The organism is Bacillus bruguierae (assembly GCF_037104725.1).
Classification (GTDB): domain Bacteria; phylum Bacillota; class Bacilli; order Bacillales; family Bacillaceae_G; genus Bacillus_A; species Bacillus_A bruguierae.
The window spans coordinates 198,401-219,045 of record NZ_JBAWSX010000006.1 but is presented as its reverse complement, the minus strand read 5'-3'; the positions used below and the strand labels follow the sequence as shown (position 1 = coordinate 219,045).

The 20,645-nt window shown below is 34.5% G+C and carries 21 protein-coding genes and 1 pseudogene; 18 read left to right on the top strand and 4 right to left on the bottom strand.

Annotated features, from left to right (window positions below; all coding sequences use genetic code 11):
* Positions 1-130: 130 nt before the first annotated feature.
* The 6 genes from WAZ07_RS12890 to WAZ07_RS12865 all read left to right on the top strand — a co-directional run bounded on the left by WAZ07_RS12890 (position 131) and on the right by WAZ07_RS12865 (position 4,936).
* Entirely contained in the window at positions 131-583 is a 453-nt protein-coding gene (locus WAZ07_RS12890; protein ID WP_272191512.1) for a methylated-DNA--[protein]-cysteine S-methyltransferase, read from the top strand.
* 382 nt (positions 584-965) lie between these two features.
* Entirely contained in the window at positions 966-2,624 is a 1,659-nt protein-coding gene (locus tag WAZ07_RS12885) for a peptide ABC transporter substrate-binding protein (RefSeq protein ID WP_336472772.1), read from the top strand.
* 56 nt (positions 2,625-2,680) lie between these two features.
* Positions 2,681-3,097 (top strand): FosB/FosD family fosfomycin resistance bacillithiol transferase, encoded by a 417-nt coding sequence (gene fosB, locus WAZ07_RS12880; RefSeq protein ID WP_090911906.1) that lies wholly within the window; start codon positions 2,681-2,683, stop codon positions 3,095-3,097.
* Positions 3,098-3,118: 21 nt separating this feature from the next.
* Positions 3,119-3,664: a short-chain dehydrogenase gene (locus WAZ07_RS12875; protein ID WP_336472771.1), complete on the top strand. Its 546-nt coding sequence runs from the start codon at positions 3,119-3,121 to the stop codon at positions 3,662-3,664.
* A gap of 14 nt (positions 3,665-3,678) precedes the next feature.
* Positions 3,679-4,296 (top strand): phosphoserine phosphatase 1, encoded by a 618-nt coding sequence (locus tag WAZ07_RS12870; protein WP_336472770.1) that lies wholly within the window; start codon positions 3,679-3,681, stop codon positions 4,294-4,296.
* A gap of 214 nt (positions 4,297-4,510) precedes the next feature.
* Positions 4,511-4,936 (top strand): hypothetical protein, encoded by a 426-nt coding sequence (locus WAZ07_RS12865; protein WP_336472769.1) that lies wholly within the window; start codon positions 4,511-4,513, stop codon positions 4,934-4,936.
* Between the two features lie 21 nt (positions 4,937-4,957).
* Here the strand turns inward: WAZ07_RS12865 and WAZ07_RS26255 are convergent.
* Positions 4,958-5,002 (bottom strand): annotated as a pseudogene (locus tag WAZ07_RS26255) (hypothetical protein); the annotation flags it as partial.
* A gap of 421 nt (positions 5,003-5,423) precedes the next feature.
* Here WAZ07_RS26255 and WAZ07_RS12860 point away from each other — a divergent pair.
* From WAZ07_RS12860 to WAZ07_RS12830, 7 genes are all read left to right on the top strand, one after another.
* Positions 5,424-6,497, top strand: a complete 1,074-nt coding sequence (locus WAZ07_RS12860) for a CotH kinase family protein (protein WP_336472768.1) — start codon at positions 5,424-5,426, stop codon at positions 6,495-6,497.
* Positions 6,498-6,579: 82 nt separating this feature from the next.
* Positions 6,580-7,197 carry an NUDIX hydrolase gene (locus WAZ07_RS12855; protein ID WP_336472767.1) on the top strand — a complete coding sequence of 206 codons (618 nt, stop codon included), beginning with the start codon at positions 6,580-6,582 and terminating at the stop codon, positions 7,195-7,197.
* 807 nt (positions 7,198-8,004) lie between these two features.
* Positions 8,005-8,607, top strand: a complete 603-nt coding sequence (gene uptA, locus WAZ07_RS12850; protein WP_336472766.1) for an undecaprenyl phosphate transporter UptA — start codon at positions 8,005-8,007, stop codon at positions 8,605-8,607.
* A 269-nt stretch (positions 8,608-8,876) separates the two neighbouring features.
* The gene (locus tag WAZ07_RS12845) at positions 8,877-10,256 is read left to right on the top strand and encodes a putative polysaccharide biosynthesis protein (RefSeq protein WP_336472765.1); all 1,380 of its coding nucleotides are present in this window, start codon (positions 8,877-8,879) and stop codon (positions 10,254-10,256) included.
* Positions 10,257-10,443: 187 nt separating this feature from the next.
* The gene (locus WAZ07_RS12840; protein ID WP_090911894.1) at positions 10,444-11,385 is read left to right on the top strand and encodes a magnesium transporter CorA family protein; all 942 of its coding nucleotides are present in this window, start codon (positions 10,444-10,446) and stop codon (positions 11,383-11,385) included.
* A gap of 211 nt (positions 11,386-11,596) precedes the next feature.
* The gene (locus WAZ07_RS12835; RefSeq protein ID WP_090911892.1) at positions 11,597-12,493 is read left to right on the top strand and encodes a permease; all 897 of its coding nucleotides are present in this window, start codon (positions 11,597-11,599) and stop codon (positions 12,491-12,493) included.
* A gap of 3 nt (positions 12,494-12,496) precedes the next feature.
* Entirely contained in the window at positions 12,497-13,366 is an 870-nt protein-coding gene (locus WAZ07_RS12830; protein WP_336472764.1) for a TIGR03943 family putative permease subunit, read from the top strand.
* 602 nt (positions 13,367-13,968) lie between these two features.
* Here the strand turns inward: WAZ07_RS12830 and WAZ07_RS12825 are convergent.
* A complete protein-coding gene (locus tag WAZ07_RS12825) occupies positions 13,969-14,058 on the bottom strand; it encodes a YjcZ family sporulation protein (protein ID WP_020060957.1) in 90 nt (29 codons plus the stop codon).
* A 657-nt stretch (positions 14,059-14,715) separates the two neighbouring features.
* On the opposite strand from WAZ07_RS12825, the gene WAZ07_RS12820 reads away from it, so the two are divergent.
* The 3 genes from WAZ07_RS12820 to WAZ07_RS12810 all read left to right on the top strand — a co-directional run bounded on the left by WAZ07_RS12820 (position 14,716) and on the right by WAZ07_RS12810 (position 16,655).
* The gene (locus WAZ07_RS12820) at positions 14,716-15,174 is read left to right on the top strand and encodes a spore coat protein (protein ID WP_336472763.1); all 459 of its coding nucleotides are present in this window, start codon (positions 14,716-14,718) and stop codon (positions 15,172-15,174) included.
* Positions 15,175-15,734: 560 nt separating this feature from the next.
* A complete protein-coding gene (locus tag WAZ07_RS12815; RefSeq protein WP_336472762.1) occupies positions 15,735-15,929 on the top strand; it encodes a hypothetical protein in 195 nt (64 codons plus the stop codon).
* A 105-nt stretch (positions 15,930-16,034) separates the two neighbouring features.
* Positions 16,035-16,655, top strand: a complete 621-nt coding sequence (locus tag WAZ07_RS12810; protein WP_336472761.1) for an NAD(P)-dependent oxidoreductase — start codon at positions 16,035-16,037, stop codon at positions 16,653-16,655.
* Between the two features lie 25 nt (positions 16,656-16,680).
* On the opposite strand, the gene WAZ07_RS12805 is transcribed toward WAZ07_RS12810, so the two are convergent.
* The gene (locus tag WAZ07_RS12805; RefSeq protein ID WP_336472760.1) at positions 16,681-17,163 is read right to left on the bottom strand and encodes a DUF456 domain-containing protein; all 483 of its coding nucleotides are present in this window, start codon (positions 17,161-17,163) and stop codon (positions 16,681-16,683) included.
* The gene (locus WAZ07_RS12800; RefSeq protein ID WP_336472759.1) at positions 17,160-18,473 is read right to left on the bottom strand and encodes a hemolysin family protein; all 1,314 of its coding nucleotides are present in this window, start codon (positions 18,471-18,473) and stop codon (positions 17,160-17,162) included. The genes WAZ07_RS12805 and WAZ07_RS12800 overlap by 4 nt, the downstream gene beginning before the upstream one ends.
* 619 nt (positions 18,474-19,092) lie before the next feature.
* On the opposite strand from WAZ07_RS12800, the gene WAZ07_RS12795 reads away from it, so the two are divergent.
* Positions 19,093-19,377 carry a hypothetical protein gene (locus WAZ07_RS12795; protein WP_336472758.1) on the top strand — a complete coding sequence of 95 codons (285 nt, stop codon included), beginning with the start codon at positions 19,093-19,095 and terminating at the stop codon, positions 19,375-19,377.
* A gap of 501 nt (positions 19,378-19,878) precedes the next feature.
* A complete protein-coding gene (gene cbpA / locus WAZ07_RS12790; RefSeq protein ID WP_336472757.1) occupies positions 19,879-20,526 on the top strand; it encodes a cyclic di-AMP binding protein CbpA in 648 nt (215 codons plus the stop codon).
* The last annotated feature ends 119 nt before the right edge of the window (positions 20,527-20,645 follow it).

Genomic DNA, 20,645 nt, shown 5'->3' with positions numbered 1-20,645 from the left:
ATCATTTCTTAACTAATGGGAGTGCCACTTTATTGTAGCACCTTGCACCCTTTTTCCATAACAAAATGCTTAAAGAAATGTTATGATGAGTCTATGTTTAGTGAATATGAAGAGAGGTGGAGTATTTTTCATGTATCAAGCATATTACAAAAGTGAACTTGGATGGATTGAAGTAAAAGGGGATGAGACTGGCATTTCCTCTGTATTATTTGTAGAACAAAAACAAGAAGATATTCCTCATCCAATTGTTGAGCGATGTGTAATGGAGCTAGATGAATATTTTCATAAGAAGCGAACGGAATTTACTGTCCCGCTACGAGCGAAGGGAACTCCTTTTCAAAAACAAGTATGGAATGCACTTTGCAGTGTTCCATATGGAAAAAGTGCTTCTTATCTTGATATGGCAGAGAAAATCGGCAATCCAAGGGCTGTACGAGCAATCGGCGGAGCGAATAGTAGAAATCCTATTTCGATTATTGTGCCTTGTCACCGAATTATTGGGAAGAGCGGGAAGTTAGTAGGTTATGAGGGTGGACTTTGGCGGAAAGAATGGTTATTAAAGCATGAAGGTTTTTTAAGATAATGGAATATTTCAAATGAAACAATTTAGTTGAGCTATATATACAAGTTAAAAAAATGACATAAAAACCTCTTTTTTTAAAAGGGAGACGAGAGCAGCTGGCCGTGCATAGAAGCGGTCAGGGCCTTTTTTTGCCACATGCGAGGTTTAAAACAAAGAGAGAAAGCGAGTACAGGTCATGTTGTATTCTGCATAGCAGTGAATGATATGCCAAAAAATTAAAATAGATTTATGTAGATGATAAGGTAGTGAAAAAAGTGACGTGTGTCACTTTTTAATTTTTTAAAAGATAGTATTTGAAATTATCAGAAAATTATGTATAATACTATTCAAGAGAGTTGGTCTTATTTTTAGTTGTTACAAAGAGAAAGAGGGGAAATGGTCTATGAAAAAGAAGGTTTCACTTATTACAGCACTTGCACTTTCTACGAGTGTGTTAGTTGCAGGGTGTGGAAATGGGGAAAAAGCATCAACAACTGAAAAGGGAAAAGAAGGAAATGCAGCACTTGCTGATAAACAAGTATTAAATTTACTAGAAACAGCAGAAATTCCTACTATGGATACGTCAAAGGCAACTGATGGTGTATCATTTCGGGTATTTGTAAACGCGATGGAAGGATTATACCGCTTAGATAAAGAGAATAAACCAACACCTGGTGTGGCAAAGGACGTGAAAATTAGCGAGGATAAGAAAACATACACATTTCATTTACGAGATACAAAGTGGTCTAATGGAGAATCTGTAAAAGCACAAGACTTTGTGTTTGCTTGGCGTCGTGCTGTCGATAAAGCAACAGCATCAGAATATGCTTTTATTTTGTTCGATGTTAAAAATGCTGAGAAAATTAATAAAGGAGAATTACCGCTTGAACAGCTTGGTGTTACAGCAAAAGATGATAAAACATTAGTGGTTGAGTTAGAGAAACCTACACCATATTTTCTAGATCTTACAACATTCCCAACATTTTTCCCATTGAATGAAAAATATGTAAAAGAACAAGGGGACAAATATGCATTAGAATCAGATAAGTTATTATATAACGGACCATTTGTGATGAGTGAATGGAAGCATGAACGAAGTTATCAGTTAAAGAAAAATCCGAACTATTGGGATAAAGATAATGTGAAATTAGAGGAAATTAATGTAAGTGTTGTAAAGGAAACATCAACAGCTGTAAATTTATATGATAGTAACGAAGTAGATCGAGTCATTTTAAGCTCGGAGTTTGTTGATAAATATAAGAAAAGTGAAGAATTTAAATCGGAATTAGATTCACGTATGTATTTTATTCGTTTCAATCAGAAAAATCAGATTTTTTCGAATAAAAAAGTACGTCAAGCTATTGATTTATCATATGATAAAAAGGGAATTACAAATGTGATTTTAAACGATGGATCATTACCTGCATATTACTTAGTAGCACAAAAATTTACAAAAGGACCAGATGGAAAAGACTTCCGCGAAACAAATAAAAACTTTCATGATGGTAAAGATAATGCAGCAAAAGCAAAAAAACTATGGGAAGAAGCGAAAAAAGAGTTAGGGCAAGATACAATTACAGTTGAAATGTTGAACTATGATAAGGATAACTTGAAAAAAGTTGGAGAATATATTAAAGCAGAATTGGAGAAAAACTTACCTGGTTTGAAAGTGAATATGAAACAGCAGCCGTTTAAACAAAAGTTAGAGTTAGAAAAGAAATTAGAATATGAGTTCTCTTTATCATCATGGGGCCCAGATTATCCAGATCCAATGACATTTATTGATATGTTTATTACAGATAGTGCATTTAACGAAATGGCATATTCTAATAAGAAATATGATGAACTAGTTGCGAAAGCAAAAGGTGAGTTGTTAACCGATGAGAAAGCACGATGGAAGGCTCTTTCTGAAGCAGAGAAAATTTTATTTGATGATGCAGCCATTTCTCCGGTTTATCAGCAGGGCGTTGCTTTTCTTGAGAAATCCAAGGTGAAAGGAACTGCTAAGCATACATTTGGAGGAGATTTTAGTTATAAATGGACATATATTACAAAAAAATAGTACGATAAAGATGCGCGAATATTGCGCATCTTTTTTGCTGTGAGGGGATAATGACAATGATAAAAGGAATGAATCATCTTTGTTTTTCTGTTTCAAATTTAGAGGAATCTATACAATTCTATGAACAAGTGTTGGAAGGGAAGTTACTTGTGAAAGGTAGAACACTTGCTTATTTCGACCTGTGCGGAATGTGGGTTGCATTAAATGAAGAAAAGGATATTCCAAGAAGGGAAATCTATCAATCGTATACACATATTGCGTTTTCGATAGAAAAAGAAGATTTTAAAGCTTTATTACATCGTCTTGAAGTGAATAAAGTACATATTCTACAAGGACGAGAGCGTGATGTACGAGATTGCCATTCTATTTATTTTACAGACCCAGATGGACATAAATTTGAATTTCATACAGGGACGCTGCAAGAGAGATTGCAATATTATAAAGAAGAAAAACCGCATATGCTGTTTTACTAAATATGGAAAGGGGGAGGGGATATGCATGTACTTATTGTTGGGGGAACTGGCATGTTACAGAAAGTATCAAAGTGGTTTGCTGAGCAAGAGCTTCATACTTCTGTAATCGGTCGAAACATAAAACGCCTAAAGGAAATAGAAGATTCATGTGATATTCCTAAAAGAGTTACATGTCTAGCGGTTGATTATCATAATAGTGATGAGTTGCGTGTTAAAATTAAAAGTTCAATTCAAAAAAACGGACCAGTCACGCTTGTAGTTGCTTGGATTCATTCAACGGCTGTAGATGCATTGCAAATCATTAGTGAGGAGATTGAAAGATTTTCAAAAGAATGGGAATTGTTTCATATAATTGGAAGCAGTGCTTACAAATCAGGGAAAAAAATAAGATGCTCTTCTTTATGTAGATATTATCGAATTATATTAGGTTTTATAGTAGAAGAAAAACGTTCGAGATGGTTAACACATGATGAGATTGCGAGTGGTGTTATAGCCGGAATTCAACACAAACAACGGGAATGGATTGTCGGAACATTAGAACCGTGGGATGCTAGACCGAGTTGGTAAAGGAGAAAATGATGATGAAAACAATGTTATATATTACGCGTCACGGGGAAACAGAATGGAATGTAGAAAAAAGAATGCAAGGCAGAAAAAATTCAAATTTAACGGAAACGGGAATACTACAAGCAAAACAATTAGGGAAACGTATGAAAGATATGCAGCTTGATGTTATTTACAGCAGTCCAAGCGGAAGAGCAATGCATACAGCTCAGTTAATTAAAGGAGACAGAGATATTCCAATTGTAGCAGATGAACATTTATATGAAATTGATATGGGAGTTTGGGAAGGACATACACAAGTTGAATTACAGGAGAAATATCCGAAAGAGTTTCATTTATTTTGGAATGCACCGCATCAATATGAATCAAAATCAGGGGAAAGCTTTTATGATGCAAGAACACGTATGTTAAATGGACTTGAATACATACTAAAAAAACATGAAGGAGAAAGTGTTTTAATTGTTTCTCATGCTATTACTTCATTACTTATGATGGGGTATTTTGAACAGCGCCTCATTGAAAACATATGGAATGGTCCTTTTATGCATAGCGCAAGTTTAAGTATGATTGAAGTGAAAGAAGGAGAAAATAAAATTCACTTATTTGCTGATATTGCGCATTTTGAAGAGGTGTAAATGTTTATAAAGGAAAATTTTTATTCTTGGTGGAGATGAAAAAGTAATTTGTTTTAATAGATAAATAGACCGCTTAAAGCGGTCTATTTGCATTTTTGAAAAAGAGAAGGATATTTTTGCTATGTTATAGAGCGGAATTAGAGCATATATTATATTATCAATCAGAGCGACGAGAACGACCGAGAGAACCGAGAGGGCCAAGAGGACCGGAACGATGAGAGCGACGAGAACGAGAGCGGCGAGAACGAGAGCGGCGAGAACGAGAGCGACGAGAACGAGAGCGACGAGAACGAGAGCGACGGGAACGAGAACGACGGGAACGAGAGCGACGGGAACGAGAGCGACGAGAACAGCGGGAACGACGAGAACGAGAGCGTTTAGAACAGCGGGAACGACGAGAACGAGAGCGTTTAGAACAGCGGGAACGACGAGAACGAGAGCGTTTGGAACAGCGGGAACGACGAGAGCGGTGAGAACGAGAACGGCAAGAGGAAAGAAAACGCCAAGAGCGGCAAGTGCAACGAGAACGATGAGAACGAGAACGTTTAGAGCAACGAGAACGACGAGAACGAGAGCGGTCAGAACAGCGGGAACGACGAGAGCGGCGAGAACAGCGAGAGCGCTTAGGTTCTTGGCATAGAAAGGTTTCCATTCCAGCACCTTTTACCTCTTCTACTGCTTTTTGAATGTCATTTCTTGAATACATTTAAGAAAAGCCTCCTTAATAAAAAATGAGATTGTATCTATTGTTGAATTTTGAATAATAAACTTTCTATTAATAAGGTATGTCGACTAGATAAATTGTGTTTGTTCTTTTTGAAAAATGGTGTTATATCCTAAAGGAAACAGACTGTGATAGGTAGCCTGCTTTTTAGGAATTAGTATTTTGATCTGCAGGAACGATGTGAGTATTTTGAGAGTTTTCATCTTTTTGAATAGTACCTCTGTAAAGGGCGCCTCCTTATTTCGAAAAGGAAATTCTTTTCGTACTATTACATTATGAAGCATTTATTTTTTTGCATAGGAGAAGCGTATATAGCTAATCAAAATGAATATATAGTGGATGTGGCAATTGGGGAAGGAAGGGCATACATTGGTTGTAGATGAAAGAGAAGGGAAGGGAGAAAATGATACCTTCTTATGATTTTTTTATTCACCCAATGTATATCGTTGAGTTACGAAAAGATGTTTGGTCTGATGATCCTGTTCCAGCTAAGTTAACATATGATAAAAGAAAGTATGATATTGATATCGTATATCGCGGCTCTCATATTCGGAAATTGAAGAAAAAATCATATCATGTGATGTTCTATAAACCTAAATTTTTCCAAGGTGTGCAAGAGCTGCATTTTAATTCGGAATTTAATGATCCTTCTTTAATACGAAATAAGTTATCACTAGATTTTTTTTCAGACATTGGCACGTTATCACCGAAGGCGCAACATGTTCTTGTGAAGGTTAATAATAGATTTGAAGGAGTTTATTTACAGTTAGAATCGGTAGATGAAAATTTTTTGCGGAGACGAAATTTACCAAAGGGCTCGATTTACTATGCAGTCGATGATGATGCGAATTTTTCATTAGTAAGTGAGTTAGATAAAGATATAAAAAAGAAATTGTCCTTAGGGTATGAGTTGAAATGTGGAAATGAACATAGTGAAGGATATATTAGTGAATTTATCTATCAACTGAATACAATTTCCAGAGCAGCTTATGAAAAAAAAATCGTAAAATATGTCGATGTTGATAAATATTTAAGATGGTTAGCGGGTGTTGTATGCACGCAAAACTTTGATGGATTTGTGCACAATTATGCACTCTATCACAATGAAGAAACAAAGTTGTTTGAAATGATTCCATGGGACTATGATGCAACGTGGGGACGAGATGTACAAGGTCGAAAGATGGGGCATGATTACATTCGTATTCAAGGATTTAATACGTTAAGTGCTAGATTACTTGATGTTGATGTTTTTAGAAAGCAATATAAAAAAATTTTGAAAGATATACTCTCTCATCAATTTACAGTAGAATATATAAAACCGAAAGTAGAGGGAATGCACGAAGAACTTCGTCCACATATTGTGCAAGATCCGTATGTGAAATCGAAAATAGATGTATTTGATAGTGAGCCAAGTTTGATTTTTCGATATATAGAAAAACGTCGTGAATTTATACGAGAACATTTAGATAAATTATGAAGATGAACAAAAAAGAGATTGAACAATCAATCTCTTTTTTTGTTATATAATAAGTGTAAACTAAATTGAAGAAGGTGAAATAATGGAAATAAAATGGATTGAATGGGTAAAACAAATACAAGCAATTGCGCAGGCTGGATTAGCATATTCAAAAGATGTATATGATATAGAACGTTTTCAAGACCTTCGGAAATTATCAATTGAAATGATGGCACATTATACAAAAACAGATTGGGAAGTGATTGAGCATTTATTTGCCAATGAAACGGGTTATCAAACTCCCAAAGTAGATATACGAGCGGTCGTGTTTCAAGAAGGAAAGTTACTTTTTGTAAAAGAGAAAAGTGATGGAAAATGGGCACTTCCAGGTGGATGGGCTGATATTGGATATACACCTACGGAAGTTGCGCGAAAAGAAGTTTTAGAAGAAACAGGTTACAAAGTAGAAAACTTTCGTTTACTATCTATCTTTGATAAACAGAAACATCAGCCATCACCTTCTGCAATAGATGTATATAAAATATTTATTAGCTGTGAAATAGTAGGTGGTGAAAGACAAGTTGGTATTGAAACGGAAGATGTTCGCTTTTTTGGAGAAGAAGGATTGCCAGAACTATCAATAGGAAGAAATACAGAATGGCAAATCCGGCAAATGTTTGCTTATATGAAAGATCCGAATAAAGAAAGATTGGTTGATTAAGCAATAACGAAGATTATATAAATACAAATTAAGAAATCGACATAAAAACTCCCTTTCTTTTTAGGCGGGCGAGAGTATCTGGCTATGCATAGAAGCGGTCAGGGCCTTTTCTGCCACATGCAAGGTTTCAAACAAAAGGAGAAAGTAAGTAGTGGTCGTGTTGTATTGTACATAGTAACAACTTATATGTCGAAAAATTAAAATGGATATATATACGAAAAGCTATTTTGGTCATTTATAATGTTTTTTCTAATATGATTTTTGGTTCGCCTTTTTCATCAGTATATGTACGATAATATTAAATCTGTGCTTAATACTTAATATTAGCATGCTTCTCCATTTGTTTTTTGTTTGGATTGTTTTGTAGCTATTCTCTTTACACCATTTATGCTGCATATGCATAAGTTCTGAAGAAATGCCTTGTTTTCTGTAGTTTGGATGTACATCACCAATCCAACTATAGAAATGATTTTCTCTTCTTTCAAAGCCAATTACAGTTTCATGATCGAGTGCAAGTGCTAAAAGTAGACGTCTTTTCGTTCATTTCTTTTAGTAGATTTGTATTAGGAACTTGGAAAATTTCTTTGTGAAGAATTAGTAAATTTTTTATAACTTGCTTGTTTTTTGGAATAATTTCTAGTAATCTATATTCCATCGTGCACTTTCTCCTTTCGAAATAGAAATGTTAAGTATGTTTTTTTATTATTGCATAATTTTATACTATTAAGTAGTAGCATATTGGCAAGGATAGATTTTTATGAAATAATAAGAAAGTGTGTGTGCGTAGAAAAAAGGAGATAATGAAGAATGTTAGCAAATTTAGTTGAGCAGTTACTACAATTTTTTATAAGTCTGGGCTATTCTGGGATTGCGCTAGGACTTATGATCGAAATTATTCCGAGTGAAATTGTATTATCTTATGCGGGTTATTTAGTTGCTAAGGGAGAAATTAATTTCGTTGGGGCAGTGATTGCCGGAACGATTGGTGGAACGTTAGCGCAAATTTTCTTGTATTGGCTTGGATATTACGGCGGACGTCCGGTTGTTGAAAAATACGGTAAATATTTATTAATTAAAAAGCACCATTTAGATGTAGCAGAAGAATGGTTTAAGCGATATGGTGCAGGTGTGATTTTCTCTGCACGCTTTATCCCATTTGTACGTCATGCAATATCGATTCCAGCAGGACTAGCTAAAATGTCATTGCAACGATTTACAGCATATACAGTACTTGCAATTATTCCGTGGTCTATCCTGTTTATTTATTTAGGTGAAAAACTTGGCGGGAATTGGCGTCATATTAAAGAATATGCTGCTGACTACACGCATTATTTCATCGCAGGGGCGATTCTTTTTATTGCTGTATACATAGGTATGAAATTATTGAAAAAAAGAAAAGCAGGTCGTTAAAGTCAATGAATTTTCATTGGCTTTTTTTCTTTGTTTATCCCGCTATTTGTGGGCAGTAAGACTCCCACCTCAAGATTCAAAGAGAAACAAAGAAGATAGGTGGGGGATGAAGAAAACCCCCACTGACGGAAGTTTCACTTTATTGTACTATTCGCGGGCAGTAAGACCACATCTTAAGGCTCTGAGAGATTAAAGTTTTATCTTATATAAGTTCTAAAAGTAGAAAGTTGTCCATATGGTGTAGTAAAACAGTATAGCGGAGGAATTTCATGAAAGGGTCACCGTTTTTACGCGGAACATTCTTTTTAACAATGGCAACGATGATTTCGAAAATGTTAGGTTTTATATATGTAATTCCTTTTACAGCGATGGTTGGAACGGGAGGATATGTATTATATACATATGCTTATCGTCCTTATACACTTATGCTTAGCATCGCAACGATGGGACTTCCTTTAGCTGTCTCCAAAATGGTATCTAAATATAATGAATTAGACGATTATTATACGGTGAAACGAGTATTAAAAAGCGGGCTTATTTTTATGGGGTGTATGGGAGTTATAGCGTTTTTATTGTTATACTGTTTAGCTCCCTATCTCGCAAAGGTTGTTATTGATAGCGGAGATCAAACGGGTAATAGTGTAACTGCTGTTACATATAATATTCAAATTGTAAGCTTTGCTTTACTAATTGTTCCTTCTATGAGCTTATTACGTGGATTTTTTCAAGGGTTTCAATCGATGGGACCATCTGCTTTAAGCGTAGTAGTAGAACAGTTTTTTCGCGTGTTAACAATCTTAATCGGAAGTTTTGCAGTGCTTCATTTATACAAAGAATCAACAGCGTTGGCGGTTGGAGTTGCTACGTTTGGTGCCTTTATAGGAGCTGTAGCAGGACTTGGAATATTAATTGCATATTATTTAAAGAGAAGGCGTCATTTAAAGAAAAAAGAAAATATGAGTGTTCCGCAAACAACAAAATCATTTTTCGCACTGTACAAAGAATTATTTGCATACTCTATTCCATTTGTTGTTGTTGGTCTTGCAATTCCCTTGTATCAAACAATTGATACATTTACAATTAATAAGCTATTAATGCAAATGGGATATTTACAGCGGGAAGCGGAAAAAATAAATGCTGTGATTGGGCTCGTACAAATGGTTGTGTTAATTCCAGTTTCGGTTGCTACAGCTTTTAGTATGTCACTCGTTCCTGAGATGACAAAGGCGTATACAGCAAAAAATGACCAGTTATTATATAAACACTTTACGAGAACAAATTTACTTGTAGTATTCCTAACGATTCCAGCATCGTTAGGAATGATGGTTTTAGCTGAACCAGTATATACATTACTATTTGGTATGGGAAATGATCCTGCGTTAGGAAGTGTGATTTTACGCTATTACGCCCCGGCTTGTATATTATTTTCGCTCTTTGCGGTAACAGCGGCCATGCTACAAGGGATTAATCAACAGGGAAAAACAGTAATTGGTTTGTTTATAGGAATAGGGATAAAAATTGTGCTAAATATTGTGTTGCTTCCACAATTTGACTATATTAGTTTTGTTATTGCGACATATGCTGGTTATACTGTTTCTGTTTCGTTTAACTTGTGGATACTTTCTAAATATGTTATAAAAGCAACATAATGTCTATAAAAGACAGAGAATGCTCTGTCTTTTTCTATTTGAATAATTTGTGAAGAAAAGCGTTTTCAAAATAATTTTCTATTGAAATCTTTTCATTTGTTTCATATGCTGAAAATGGCGGTTTAAAATAGACTGTTATTTCAAAGTGAGGTTGATTCCTACATGTAAAAAGAATCGGGGTGATAGTATGTTAAATATTTATTTAACAGACCGAAACGGAAAACTACAAGAGATTGAGGAGATTCAAAAAGGTTGTTGGATTAATGTACTCCATCCAACAGAGGAAGAAATTCAATTTTTAGTTCAAACATTAAATGTTGAACTGGACTTCATTAAAGACCCCTTGGATGATGAGGAACGTTCGCGTATTGAAAAAGAGGATGATAATGCCTTAATCATCGTTGATATCCCAACAGTGAGACATGATGAAGAAGGGAATTCAATGTATGATACGATTCCAATTGGTATGATTGTCATGCCGGAATGTTTTGTTACAATTTGTTTGGAAGAAAATCCGATTTTTGAACGCTTTATTAATCAGCGTATTAAAGAATTTTATACTTTTAAAAAGACACGTTTCGCACTGCAGCTCTTATATACGATCTCTACTTATTATTTACGTTATTTAAAACAGATTAATCGAAAAACAACTGATTTAGAGCAGGAGCTCAATAAATCGATGAAAAATAAAGAGATTTTTACGTTATTAGGGCTTGAAAAAAGCTTAGTGTACTTTACGACATCTTTAAAGGCAAATAAGATTGTGATTCAAAAATTGATGCGAAATAATACATTTTTGAAAATGTATGAAGATGATCAAGATTTACTGGAAGATGTCTTAATTGAAAATAAGCAGGCAATTGAGATGGCCGAAATATATAGCAATATTTTAAGTGGTATGATGAATACATTTAGTTCTGTCATTTCTAATAATTTAAACAGTGTTATGAAGTTTTTAACTTCGATGACAATTATATTATCAGTGCCAACAATGGTTTCCAGCTTTTTTGGAATGAATGTTCCAGTTCCTTTAAGTGAAAACCCTCATGGTTTTTTAATGGCTATGATTATATCTGCAATCTTATCTTGCGTAATGGCCTTTATTTTTTGGAAGAAACGTTATTTTTAATATGAAACTCAGCTGTTTTGGAAATGTTCCAAAACAGCTTTTTTGCTATAAAGTGTCGAGGAATTAGCATTTTTGTGTAGTGCTATTCATTAATTTACGAAATAAAATGTGTATAATATACCATTTAGGTTAATTTTTATAACTACTTGTTCAATCTGTGGATTACAGTTACAATTACATATTGTTAATGAAAAGATAGGGGATATGCATCATGGAAATGTTTCATTTACCAAAAGCGTTCCTGCAAATGAATACGATTTTTATTTCAATTTTAATTGAAGCACTGCCATTTGTATTAATTGGTGTATTTATTTCAGGATTCATTCAAATGTTTGTGACAGAAGATATGGTAGCAAAATGGATGCCAAAGAATCGTTTTCTGTCTGTATTATTAGCAGTTTTTCTAGGGATGATGTTCCCAGGGTGTGAATGTGGAATTGTTCCAATCGTTCGGCGCCTTATTGGGAAAGGAGTACCACCATATGCAGGGATTGCTTTCATGCTGACTGGACCAATTATTAATCCTGTCGTTTTATTTGCGACATATGTAGCGTTTGGTAGCAGTATGCATATGGTTTGGTATCGCGCTATTGTCGCCATTATTGTCGCTGTTATTGTTGGTCTTGTTTTATCGTTTATGTTTAAAGATCATCAACTACGGAATACTAATTTTCCGGTGGTAGATCATAATCGACCATTTCGTCAAAAATTTTGGGACGTATGTACACATGCTGTTGAAGAGTTTTTCTCAATGGGGAAATTTTTAATTATTGGTGCACTAATTGCGGCAAGCGTACAAACTTTTGTGAAGACTTCAACACTCCTTGCAATTGGACAAGGACCGTATTCTTCACCAATTGTTATGATGGGACTTGCTTTTATTTTATCATTATGTTCAGAAGCTGATGCGTTTATTGCATCTTCATTCCAAAGTACATTTTCAACAGCGTCTCTCGTTGCGTTTCTTGTATACGGACCGATGGTAGATATTAAAAATATGTTTATGATGCTTGCGACTTTTAAAACACGTTTTGTTATTGTTGTTATCGTTTTAATTACAGTTGTTGTTTATGCAAGCTCACTACTCATTTATATGATGGGGTGGTAATCGATGTTTCGAGCTTATATTTTACTTGGATTTACAATTTTGTTGGCACAACTTCATATTTCTGGTGATATCACAAAATATATAAATATGAAATACGCGTATCTATCAAAAACAGCAGCGATTATTTTAGGATTTTTAACTGTGATCCAAATGATTATTGTATTTCAAAAAGAGCATGGAAAACATAATCATAATCATGAATGCGGGTGTAATGAAAGTCACTGTGGTCATGATCATTCAAAAGATGAAAACACATGGTGGAAACGTACTATCGCGTATACGCTATTTTGCTTTCCAATTATTTCGGGACTCTTTTTTCCGATTGCAATGTTAGATTCTGACATCGTAAAAGCAAAAGGATTTCATTTCCCGGTTGCGCAGCCAGAAAGTAAAGACCCGTTTATGAATCGGCAGTTTTTAAGACCTGATACGAGCATTTATTATGCAAAAGAAGGATATCGGGAAGTTATGGAAAAAGAGAAGAAGCAATTTGTGACAAAAGATAAAATCGCTTTAGATGACGCAAACTTTTTGAAAGGAATGGAAGTTGTTTATAACTATCCTGGTGAATTTACCGGTAAAACAATTTCTTTTAAAGGTTTTGTCTTTCGTGATGATTCTGCTAAAAAAGAACAATACTTTTTATTTCGCTTTGGAATTATACACTGTGTTGCGGATTCAGGTGTATATGGAATGCTGGTCAAGAAGCCTGAAGATGCCCAGTGGAAAAATGATGAGTGGATTCAAGTTGAAGGAACAATTTCAACAGAGTTTTATCAGCCGTTTCATGCAAATATCCCTGTATTAAAAGTTACAAAATGGAACACAGTAGAATCACCAAAAGAGCAATATGTATACCGAGGAGCCGATTGATAAAATCGGCTTCTTTTTTATAGATGTAAAGTAGATAAGGGAGACTCCTGTTGTTTAAAATTTCACCTTATCATTATATATATCCGTTTTAATCTTGCGATATCTTTGTCTAGCTCTGCCTCCTAAGCCCTCATGTCTAAGAACCTTCCACACGAGAAGGTAAAAAGCACCTTCTGTGTGAAAGAACCTTAGCCAACGGGCCTAAACAGTCGGCGGCGCTTTTCTTTATGATCCAGCTCCAGCGGCTAGAACAGTCGGTGGCTTCGCGTCTTCCACCGAGGCAAAAAGCGCCTCTATGTCAGAAGCTCCATCCCCCTCTTGTTCTGAGCGAGCCGCTTCCGCTTTTCTTTATAAGTTGCTGCTATGCAGAATACAACATAATCGCTACTTGCTTACTCCTTTTGTTTTAAACATTGCATGTGATAGGAAAACGGTCCTGACCGTTGTTATGCATGGCCAGATGCTCTCGCCCGCCTAAAAAGAAAGGAGCTTTTTATGTCGGTTTTTTAACTTGTATATATAGAAAAAGAACATCTAAACATTAGATGTTCTTTTTCATAGTTTTTTTGTCTGCATAAAAGTTGTATGAAGCGGATAGCTAATTAGCAAAAGCAAGCAGCACCAACAATAATTAAGAGGATAAATAATACAACAACTAATGCAAACCCGCCGCCGTGAGATCCAAAGCCCATTGTTTTTTCCTCCTTTTGTTATAAGGTACATAATACAATATGCACTTTTGTAATGGTTTGACTGGGATATATGCCATATAAAGATGTTTTTTTATCTCGCTATTCGTGGGCAGTAATACTTCCACCTCAAAATTCGGTAAAGCATTGTCCAGCTCCAGTGGCTAGAATGTTCGGTGGCTTCGCTTCTTCGTACGAGGTAAAAAACCCCCTCTACGTCAGAAGCTCCATCCCCCTCACATTCTGAACGAGCCACTTCCGCTTTTCTTAAGAAGTTAGGTGGGAGATAAACTGCTGGCATGCGCCCGATTGGTTTAACTAATAATCAGTGGGAGATGAAGAAAACCCCCACTGATTAAAGTTTCACTTTATTGTATAGGGATAGAGGGAGAAGGAAACATATAAGAATGATGATTTAAAAGCGGTGCTTTGTTATGAAAGCAGGCCTTATAAATTACGGGGTTCTAGAGCGGAAGTATATCAACATTGAGATGGTTTTTTCATGGGAAAGTGACACTTATGGATGATGGAGTTGTATATAGATTTTCAGCAAACAACACAATTTTTGAAAACATAAGTATAGGGGAGTTTTGTAAGATTCACAAAAGTTCTGTCGTTCTATTTAGAGCATACATATCAGTAGAGAGGAGGGAATATTGAATGGACTATATTGAAAAACTCATGGTATATAGTTATGAAGTGATATGTGTGATTGGTGAATATATGAAAGAAGTACGAGATCATGAATTAAAAGAATTGCTACAACAACATTTACCGTACTTATTGCAGGCATACAATGAGCAGATTAATTTTCAAGAAGGTGAAAATGTGCAGCATATCATTGGCCAGTATCCAGTTTCATCCTCAATGGAAATGATTCATACAAACTATAATGGACAAAAAGGTGATATAGAAATTGCTTTTTCGTATATTTCATATTTAAAACGGTTGGCACTTGAATATGCGCAAGTAGCAACTCAAGTAGCAAATCCAGAATTTCGCTCCTTTTTAGAAAGTTGTTTTTTGAAAATGAATCGAAATGCATACAGTGTATGGCAATATGTGATGAAAAAAGAATATAGCATACAAGCAATAATGGATGAAGAAAAATATGGGTGAAAAAGACAGCAATACCGCTGTCTTTTTATACTTATTTTGTTAAAATTCTACGTTTCTAAGTCGCTATATTCTCAAAAGACAAAACCTGATTAGTATCGCAATCGTATGAACTAAAATGTTATATATAAAGCCGTTTTAATGTTCGACATTTTTGTCTAGCTCTGCCTCCTAAGCCCTCATGTCTAAGAACTTTCCACACGAGAAGGTAAAAAACACCTTCTGTGTGAAAGAACCTTAGCCAACGGGCCTAAACAGTCGGCTCCGCTTTTCTTTATAAGTCACTGCTATGCAGAATACACCATGACCGCTACGGCTTGCTCCCCTTTGTTTGAAAACCTCGCATGTGGCAGGAAAAGGCCCTGACCGCTCCTATGCATGGCCAGGTGCTCTCGCCCTCCCATAAAAAAGAAAGTGGTTTTATGTCGCTTTTTAACTTATATATAGTTAAAATTTAGAAAATTAACAATGATTTACTATTTCTTTACTAATTTATAATATTTCCTTTAAAAAAGAGAAGTAATATGAGAATGTACATATTCTATCAAAAGGGGGATAAGCAAATGAATAAATGGGTTAAATCGTTAACTGTAGTTGCACTTGCTAGTTCTTTATTTGTGGTAGGTTGTGGTAAGAGTGAGGAAAAGAAAGAAGAGACGACGCAACAAGAAGATAAGACAACTGATAAAGAAACAAGTGGGGAAGTAAAAGATAAAAAATCGAAAGAAAGTTCTTCAAGCTCTACTGAAAAGAAATAAATGTTATATGATGATAGAAGCTTTCTCGATCAATGAGAAAGCTTTTTTGTTGTGTATTTTTGCTTTTTCAGAAATAATAGAGAGATTGAAAGGGTGTGATTTAGTATGAATATATGTTTATTTGGAGCAACAGGTCGAGTTGGAGTCGAAATTTTAAAATTTGCATTACAGGATAATCATAAGGTGACAGCGCTTGTGAGAAATAAAGAGAAGCTACAAATACAACATGAGAATTTTCGTGTAATAGAAGGAAATGTATGGAATGAAGAAGATGTGAAAGAGTGTGTAAAGGGAGCGGATGTTGTAATTAGTGCACTTGGTACCGATGGAAACGGCACGTTATCAAAAAGTTTGCCAAATATTATAGACGCTATGAACAAGGATGGGATTATAAGAATTATAACAATTGGAACGGCTGGAATTTTGCAGGCACGTGTGAATCCGCAATTATATCGCTTTCAATCCAGTGAATCACGTCGAAAGACAACGGCTGCAGCGGAAGACCATGTAGCGGCCTATTTAGCTTTAGCGAATAGCAAATTACAATGGACGATTGTCTGTCCAACACACTTAATAGATGGAGAAGAAACAGCTATTTATCGTACTGAAGAAGATGTGTTACCGCTAGATGGTATGAAGATTACAGTTGGAGATACAGCTCATTTTGCTTATCAATTACTTTATCATGATATTCATTATAAAAAACGAGTTGGCATTGCCTATTAAAAAGCCATCCTTATGATAAGGATGGCTAAAAAAGAATATAGCATACAAATATAATAATCATAATGATTTGTAAAATCGCTTTAGCTATCGTGCTGCTTAGAAATCCGATGACGGTTGCAACCCCAACCATAAAGGCTTCTTGCGGTGCTTTTTTATGCATTAATTCTGTTACGAAAACGGAAAGGAATGGGATAATAATCAGTCCAAATGGAGGAAAAAAGAACGATCCAACAATGATCGAAACCATACCGATACGTTCGCTCCATTTTGTACTTCCGTACTTTTTTAAGAAATAGCTATTTGTAATAAAATCAGCAATGAAAATAATAATTGTAAATATAATTTGAACGATCCAAAATGACGTTGTTAATTGCAAGTGGTTAATTCCAAATTGATAAATGAAAAATCCAGCCCATAAAGCGAGTATACCTGGAATGACCGGGTAGATGAACGCGATAAACGATATAATAAAACAAGCGATAATACATATAGTTAATAAGATATTCACGACATAACTCCTTTTTGTGCATCTATTTTATTAACCGCAATTTTTTTTACTTGATGTCCATCTAATTCTAATGCTTTAAACTGATAATTTTCATATTGAATCATATGACCAGGCTCAATATTTATGTCAATGGTTTGTGACAAAAACCATCCTCCAATTGTATCTAAATCACTATCATCAATATGAAGACCTAACATATCATTTACATCAGAAATAAGTACTTTTCCATCAAGTACCGTTAATGTCGGATTGCGTTTCTCAATCATTGGTGTTTCATCTATGTCAAATTCGTCTTGTATTTCTCCAATAATTTCTTCAATAATATCTTCCATTGTAAGAAGACCTGCAGTTCCACCGTATTCATCCATAATAATTGCTAGTTGGACACGATTTTTTTGTAGATGAATGAGTGCCTTTTTAATTGGTACAGTTTCGAATACTGTTAAAACAGGATGTATGTATGATTGTAGCGGTTTGAAAATCCCCTTTGTTTGATCATGGAAGATTTCTTTTGTATTAATTATACCGACAATATCATCTTTATCTTTTCCGATAACTGGATAGCGCGTATATTTTTCATTGGATATAATTTCCATATTTTCCGTTGATGAATTTTCAGTTGACAAACAAATCATTTCAGTACGCGGAACCATAATCTCTTTTGCGACACGGTCATCGAATTCAAAAATATTGTTTACATATTTGTATTCTGATTGATTAATTTCTCCGCTCTTGTAGCTTTCACTTAAAATAAGGCGTAACTCTTCTTCAGAGTGAGAAAGTTCATTTTCTTTTACTGGTTGTAATCCAAATAGTTTTGTGAAAAAGAGCGCGGTGCTATTTAATAACCAGATAAAAGGATACATTATTTTATCAAATAGAATTAAAGGTCTTGCGAACTTTAATGTAATTTGTTCGGCCTTTTGAATAGCAAATGATTTCGGAACGAGTTCACCTAGTACAACATGAAAGAACGTAATAATGCTAAAAGCCATAACAAAAGATAACGTATGTGCCATGGCGCCTGTTATATTTATTTTTTCAAAAAGCGGCTTCAATAAATGTTCCACAGTAGGTTCACCAAGCCAACCGAGCCCTAAAGATGTAATCGTAATGCCAAGCTGACAAGCAGATAAGTATACATCTAAATTTGAAATAACTTTTCTTGCTAGGATTGCTTGTTTGTTACCTTCATTGGCAAGTTGATCAATCCGACTTTTGCGTACTTTAACAACAGCAAATTCTGATGCAACGAAAAAGCCAGAAATAAGAATGAGTAAAGCTATGAGAAAAAGATTTAATATGTCCAAGGATATTCTTTATTCTAAAATAAAATTAGAATAAAGATGTCACCTCCTGAATAAAAGTTTTACTTTAATAATATATGGAAAAGGAAAGAATAGTCAAAGAAAGCAGAGAGAGAATGTAATATTTTAATAAAAATCCAGCTATAAGAGGGATAGGAGGGGCGATAAAAGTTTTGATGTATTGGTCCTTATTAGCGATTTTAAAGAGGGAACCGCCAATAAGGATCTCAATTCGTTAACTAATAATTAGTTGGAAGAAATGGTTTACTTTATTGTTGTGCGAGATAGGTTATAAATGTGCTCGGTATGGCGATTTCTTTTCCATATGATTTGTAAGAGAGAAAGTAGCTTGTATGGGATGTACAGTAATAAAAGGCTTATTGTAACAAGGGTGGGGGAAGTAACACAGTATTGCACAATAAATTGAAATATCCCATTTACATGAAAAATACATTCCATATATGTAAAGGAAATCAATATAGAACCAATGATAGACTTATGATTTGCAAGCAGAGAAACGAGCAGTGTATTACTAAAAAAAGCTGAATCATGTATATGTGTTGTTTTTTGAGCTGTATACAAGAAAGGAATCCATTTTTTGATGCTCTGGATTATAATGACCATGGACGTACTACAAATAATTAAAAGAGAGGAAAAGTATGGAAAGGATATGTATGATGCTACGAATAGACAAAGAATAATGACGCTACATTGTAGTAAAACAGTGCCAAATGAAAATGGAACCCAACGTAAAACTAAAAAATGCTTTCTATTTTTAGGAGATAATCTAGTAAAAAATCGACCAATTCCAAGGCTGATGAAAAAACCAACAGTAAGTGAAAAGAAGAATCGTATCATAGATAAAAAATATAATTTCCATATGTATGGGAACGATGAAGTTGAATGAAATGATTTTGTCATATTTTCTGGATGGTAAGAAAAGAAAAAGAATGGTTCATGAATCCAATCTGTTATTGGAATAGCAATGGAACGAAAATGTATTAAATGATTAATCATTGTATGTAATACTTCAGAATAGGATTGTTCACTGTTTAGAAAAACAGAAGGAATTGGACTAATAAGGATAATGACCATCATCCCCAAAAGACAACGATATACATAGGAAATAATAGAAGTCGCCATATACCTCCACCTTATCTCGGAATATTCTGAAAAATATTTCTATTATTGTAACGTTTTTTTCTAGAATACACAAGCTCTTTTAGGTAGGAAAGAAAATCTTTATATAGTATTTCCCTCGATATTTGTTGGGAAAATGAAAGGTTTAAGAAGAATTTGTGACGGATAATAAATAGAATTCAGAAAAATTAAATAAATTTATTTATTTTTGTCTAAAAATATTATATATTTATGTCACAGAAATTATTTTAACATAAGGGGGATTTTTATGAGAGTAAAGGGAAACTATGTTTTAAAAAAAGAAGTGTTATTTTGTAAGGAAACATATACATTGCAAGAAGCATTAGATCATTTAAATAAAACGGGATATCGATGTGTTCCAGTTCTAGATGAAAAAGAAGAAATATTTTTGGGGAATATTTACAAGGTGGATGTTTTAGAATACAAAGGATCTTTAGATGATAATGTGAAAGAATTATTGCGCAATAAAGATGGTTATGTAAAAGAAGACTCTTCATTCTTTAAAGTTTTCTTTACAATTAAGGAATTACCATATATCTCTGTTGTGAATGATAACGGAATCTTTCTTGGAATTTTAACGCATAAAAAAGTGTTTGAGTTACTAGAAGATGCATGGGGTCTTCATTCTAGTGTATATTCAGTTATGATAGGAACACAAGATTATAATGGGGCTATTCAAAAACTATCAACTGTATTGAAAAAGTATAGTGGGATTCAAAGTTTAATGACATTTGATAATAATGCACTATATGTACGTAGAATTGCGTTTACATTAGGAGAAGCATTTGCGGCAGAAGAATTACAAACACTTTTAACAGATTTAGAAAATCATGGATTTCGCGTTATACATGTAGAAGAAATGAAAAATTCACGTGAAGTGGAAATTGTAGAGTAAGAGGGAAATCCATCTCTGGAAATTAGAGATGGATTTTTTATATATAAGCTAAAAAACGACATAAAAACTTCCTTTCTTTTTAGGAGAGGACGAGAGCATCTGGCCGCGCATAGAAACGG

What these genes read in the sequence shown, in the direction of transcription:
- WAZ07_RS12865 (WP_336472769.1), top strand. Translation starts at nt 4,511, where the DNA reads ATGAGAGCGACGAGAACGAGAGCGGCGAGAACGAGAGCGGCGAGAACG.
- WAZ07_RS12810 (WP_336472761.1), top strand. Translation starts at nt 16,035, where the DNA reads ATGAATATATGTTTATTTGGAGCAACAGGTCGAGTTGGAGTCGAAATT.
- WAZ07_RS12845 (WP_336472765.1), top strand. Translation starts at nt 8,877, where the DNA reads ATGAAAGGGTCACCGTTTTTACGCGGAACATTCTTTTTAACAATGGCA.
- WAZ07_RS12890 (WP_272191512.1), top strand. Translation starts at nt 131, where the DNA reads ATGTATCAAGCATATTACAAAAGTGAACTTGGATGGATTGAAGTAAAA.
- WAZ07_RS12825 (WP_020060957.1), bottom strand. Translation starts at nt 14,058, where the DNA reads ATGGGCTTTGGATCTCACGGCGGCGGGTTTGCATTAGTTGTTGTATTA.
- WAZ07_RS12840 (WP_090911894.1), top strand. Translation starts at nt 10,444, where the DNA reads ATGTTAAATATTTATTTAACAGACCGAAACGGAAAACTACAAGAGATT.
- WAZ07_RS12885 (WP_336472772.1), top strand. Translation starts at nt 966, where the DNA reads ATGAAAAAGAAGGTTTCACTTATTACAGCACTTGCACTTTCTACGAGT.
- WAZ07_RS12835 (WP_090911892.1), top strand. Translation starts at nt 11,597, where the DNA reads ATGGAAATGTTTCATTTACCAAAAGCGTTCCTGCAAATGAATACGATT.
- WAZ07_RS12830 (WP_336472764.1), top strand. Translation starts at nt 12,497, where the DNA reads ATGTTTCGAGCTTATATTTTACTTGGATTTACAATTTTGTTGGCACAA.
- WAZ07_RS12870 (WP_336472770.1), top strand. Translation starts at nt 3,679, where the DNA reads ATGAAAACAATGTTATATATTACGCGTCACGGGGAAACAGAATGGAAT.
- WAZ07_RS12820 (WP_336472763.1), top strand. Translation starts at nt 14,716, where the DNA reads ATGGACTATATTGAAAAACTCATGGTATATAGTTATGAAGTGATATGT.
- WAZ07_RS12795 (WP_336472758.1), top strand. Translation starts at nt 19,093, where the DNA reads ATGGACGTACTACAAATAATTAAAAGAGAGGAAAAGTATGGAAAGGAT.
- WAZ07_RS12815 (WP_336472762.1), top strand. Translation starts at nt 15,735, where the DNA reads ATGAATAAATGGGTTAAATCGTTAACTGTAGTTGCACTTGCTAGTTCT.
- fosB (WP_090911906.1), top strand. Translation starts at nt 2,681, where the DNA reads ATGATAAAAGGAATGAATCATCTTTGTTTTTCTGTTTCAAATTTAGAG.
- uptA (WP_336472766.1), top strand. Translation starts at nt 8,005, where the DNA reads ATGTTAGCAAATTTAGTTGAGCAGTTACTACAATTTTTTATAAGTCTG.
- cbpA (WP_336472757.1), top strand. Translation starts at nt 19,879, where the DNA reads ATGAGAGTAAAGGGAAACTATGTTTTAAAAAAAGAAGTGTTATTTTGT.
- WAZ07_RS12875 (WP_336472771.1), top strand. Translation starts at nt 3,119, where the DNA reads ATGCATGTACTTATTGTTGGGGGAACTGGCATGTTACAGAAAGTATCA.
- WAZ07_RS12855 (WP_336472767.1), top strand. Translation starts at nt 6,580, where the DNA reads ATGGAAATAAAATGGATTGAATGGGTAAAACAAATACAAGCAATTGCG.
- WAZ07_RS12860 (WP_336472768.1), top strand. Translation starts at nt 5,424, where the DNA reads ATGATACCTTCTTATGATTTTTTTATTCACCCAATGTATATCGTTGAG.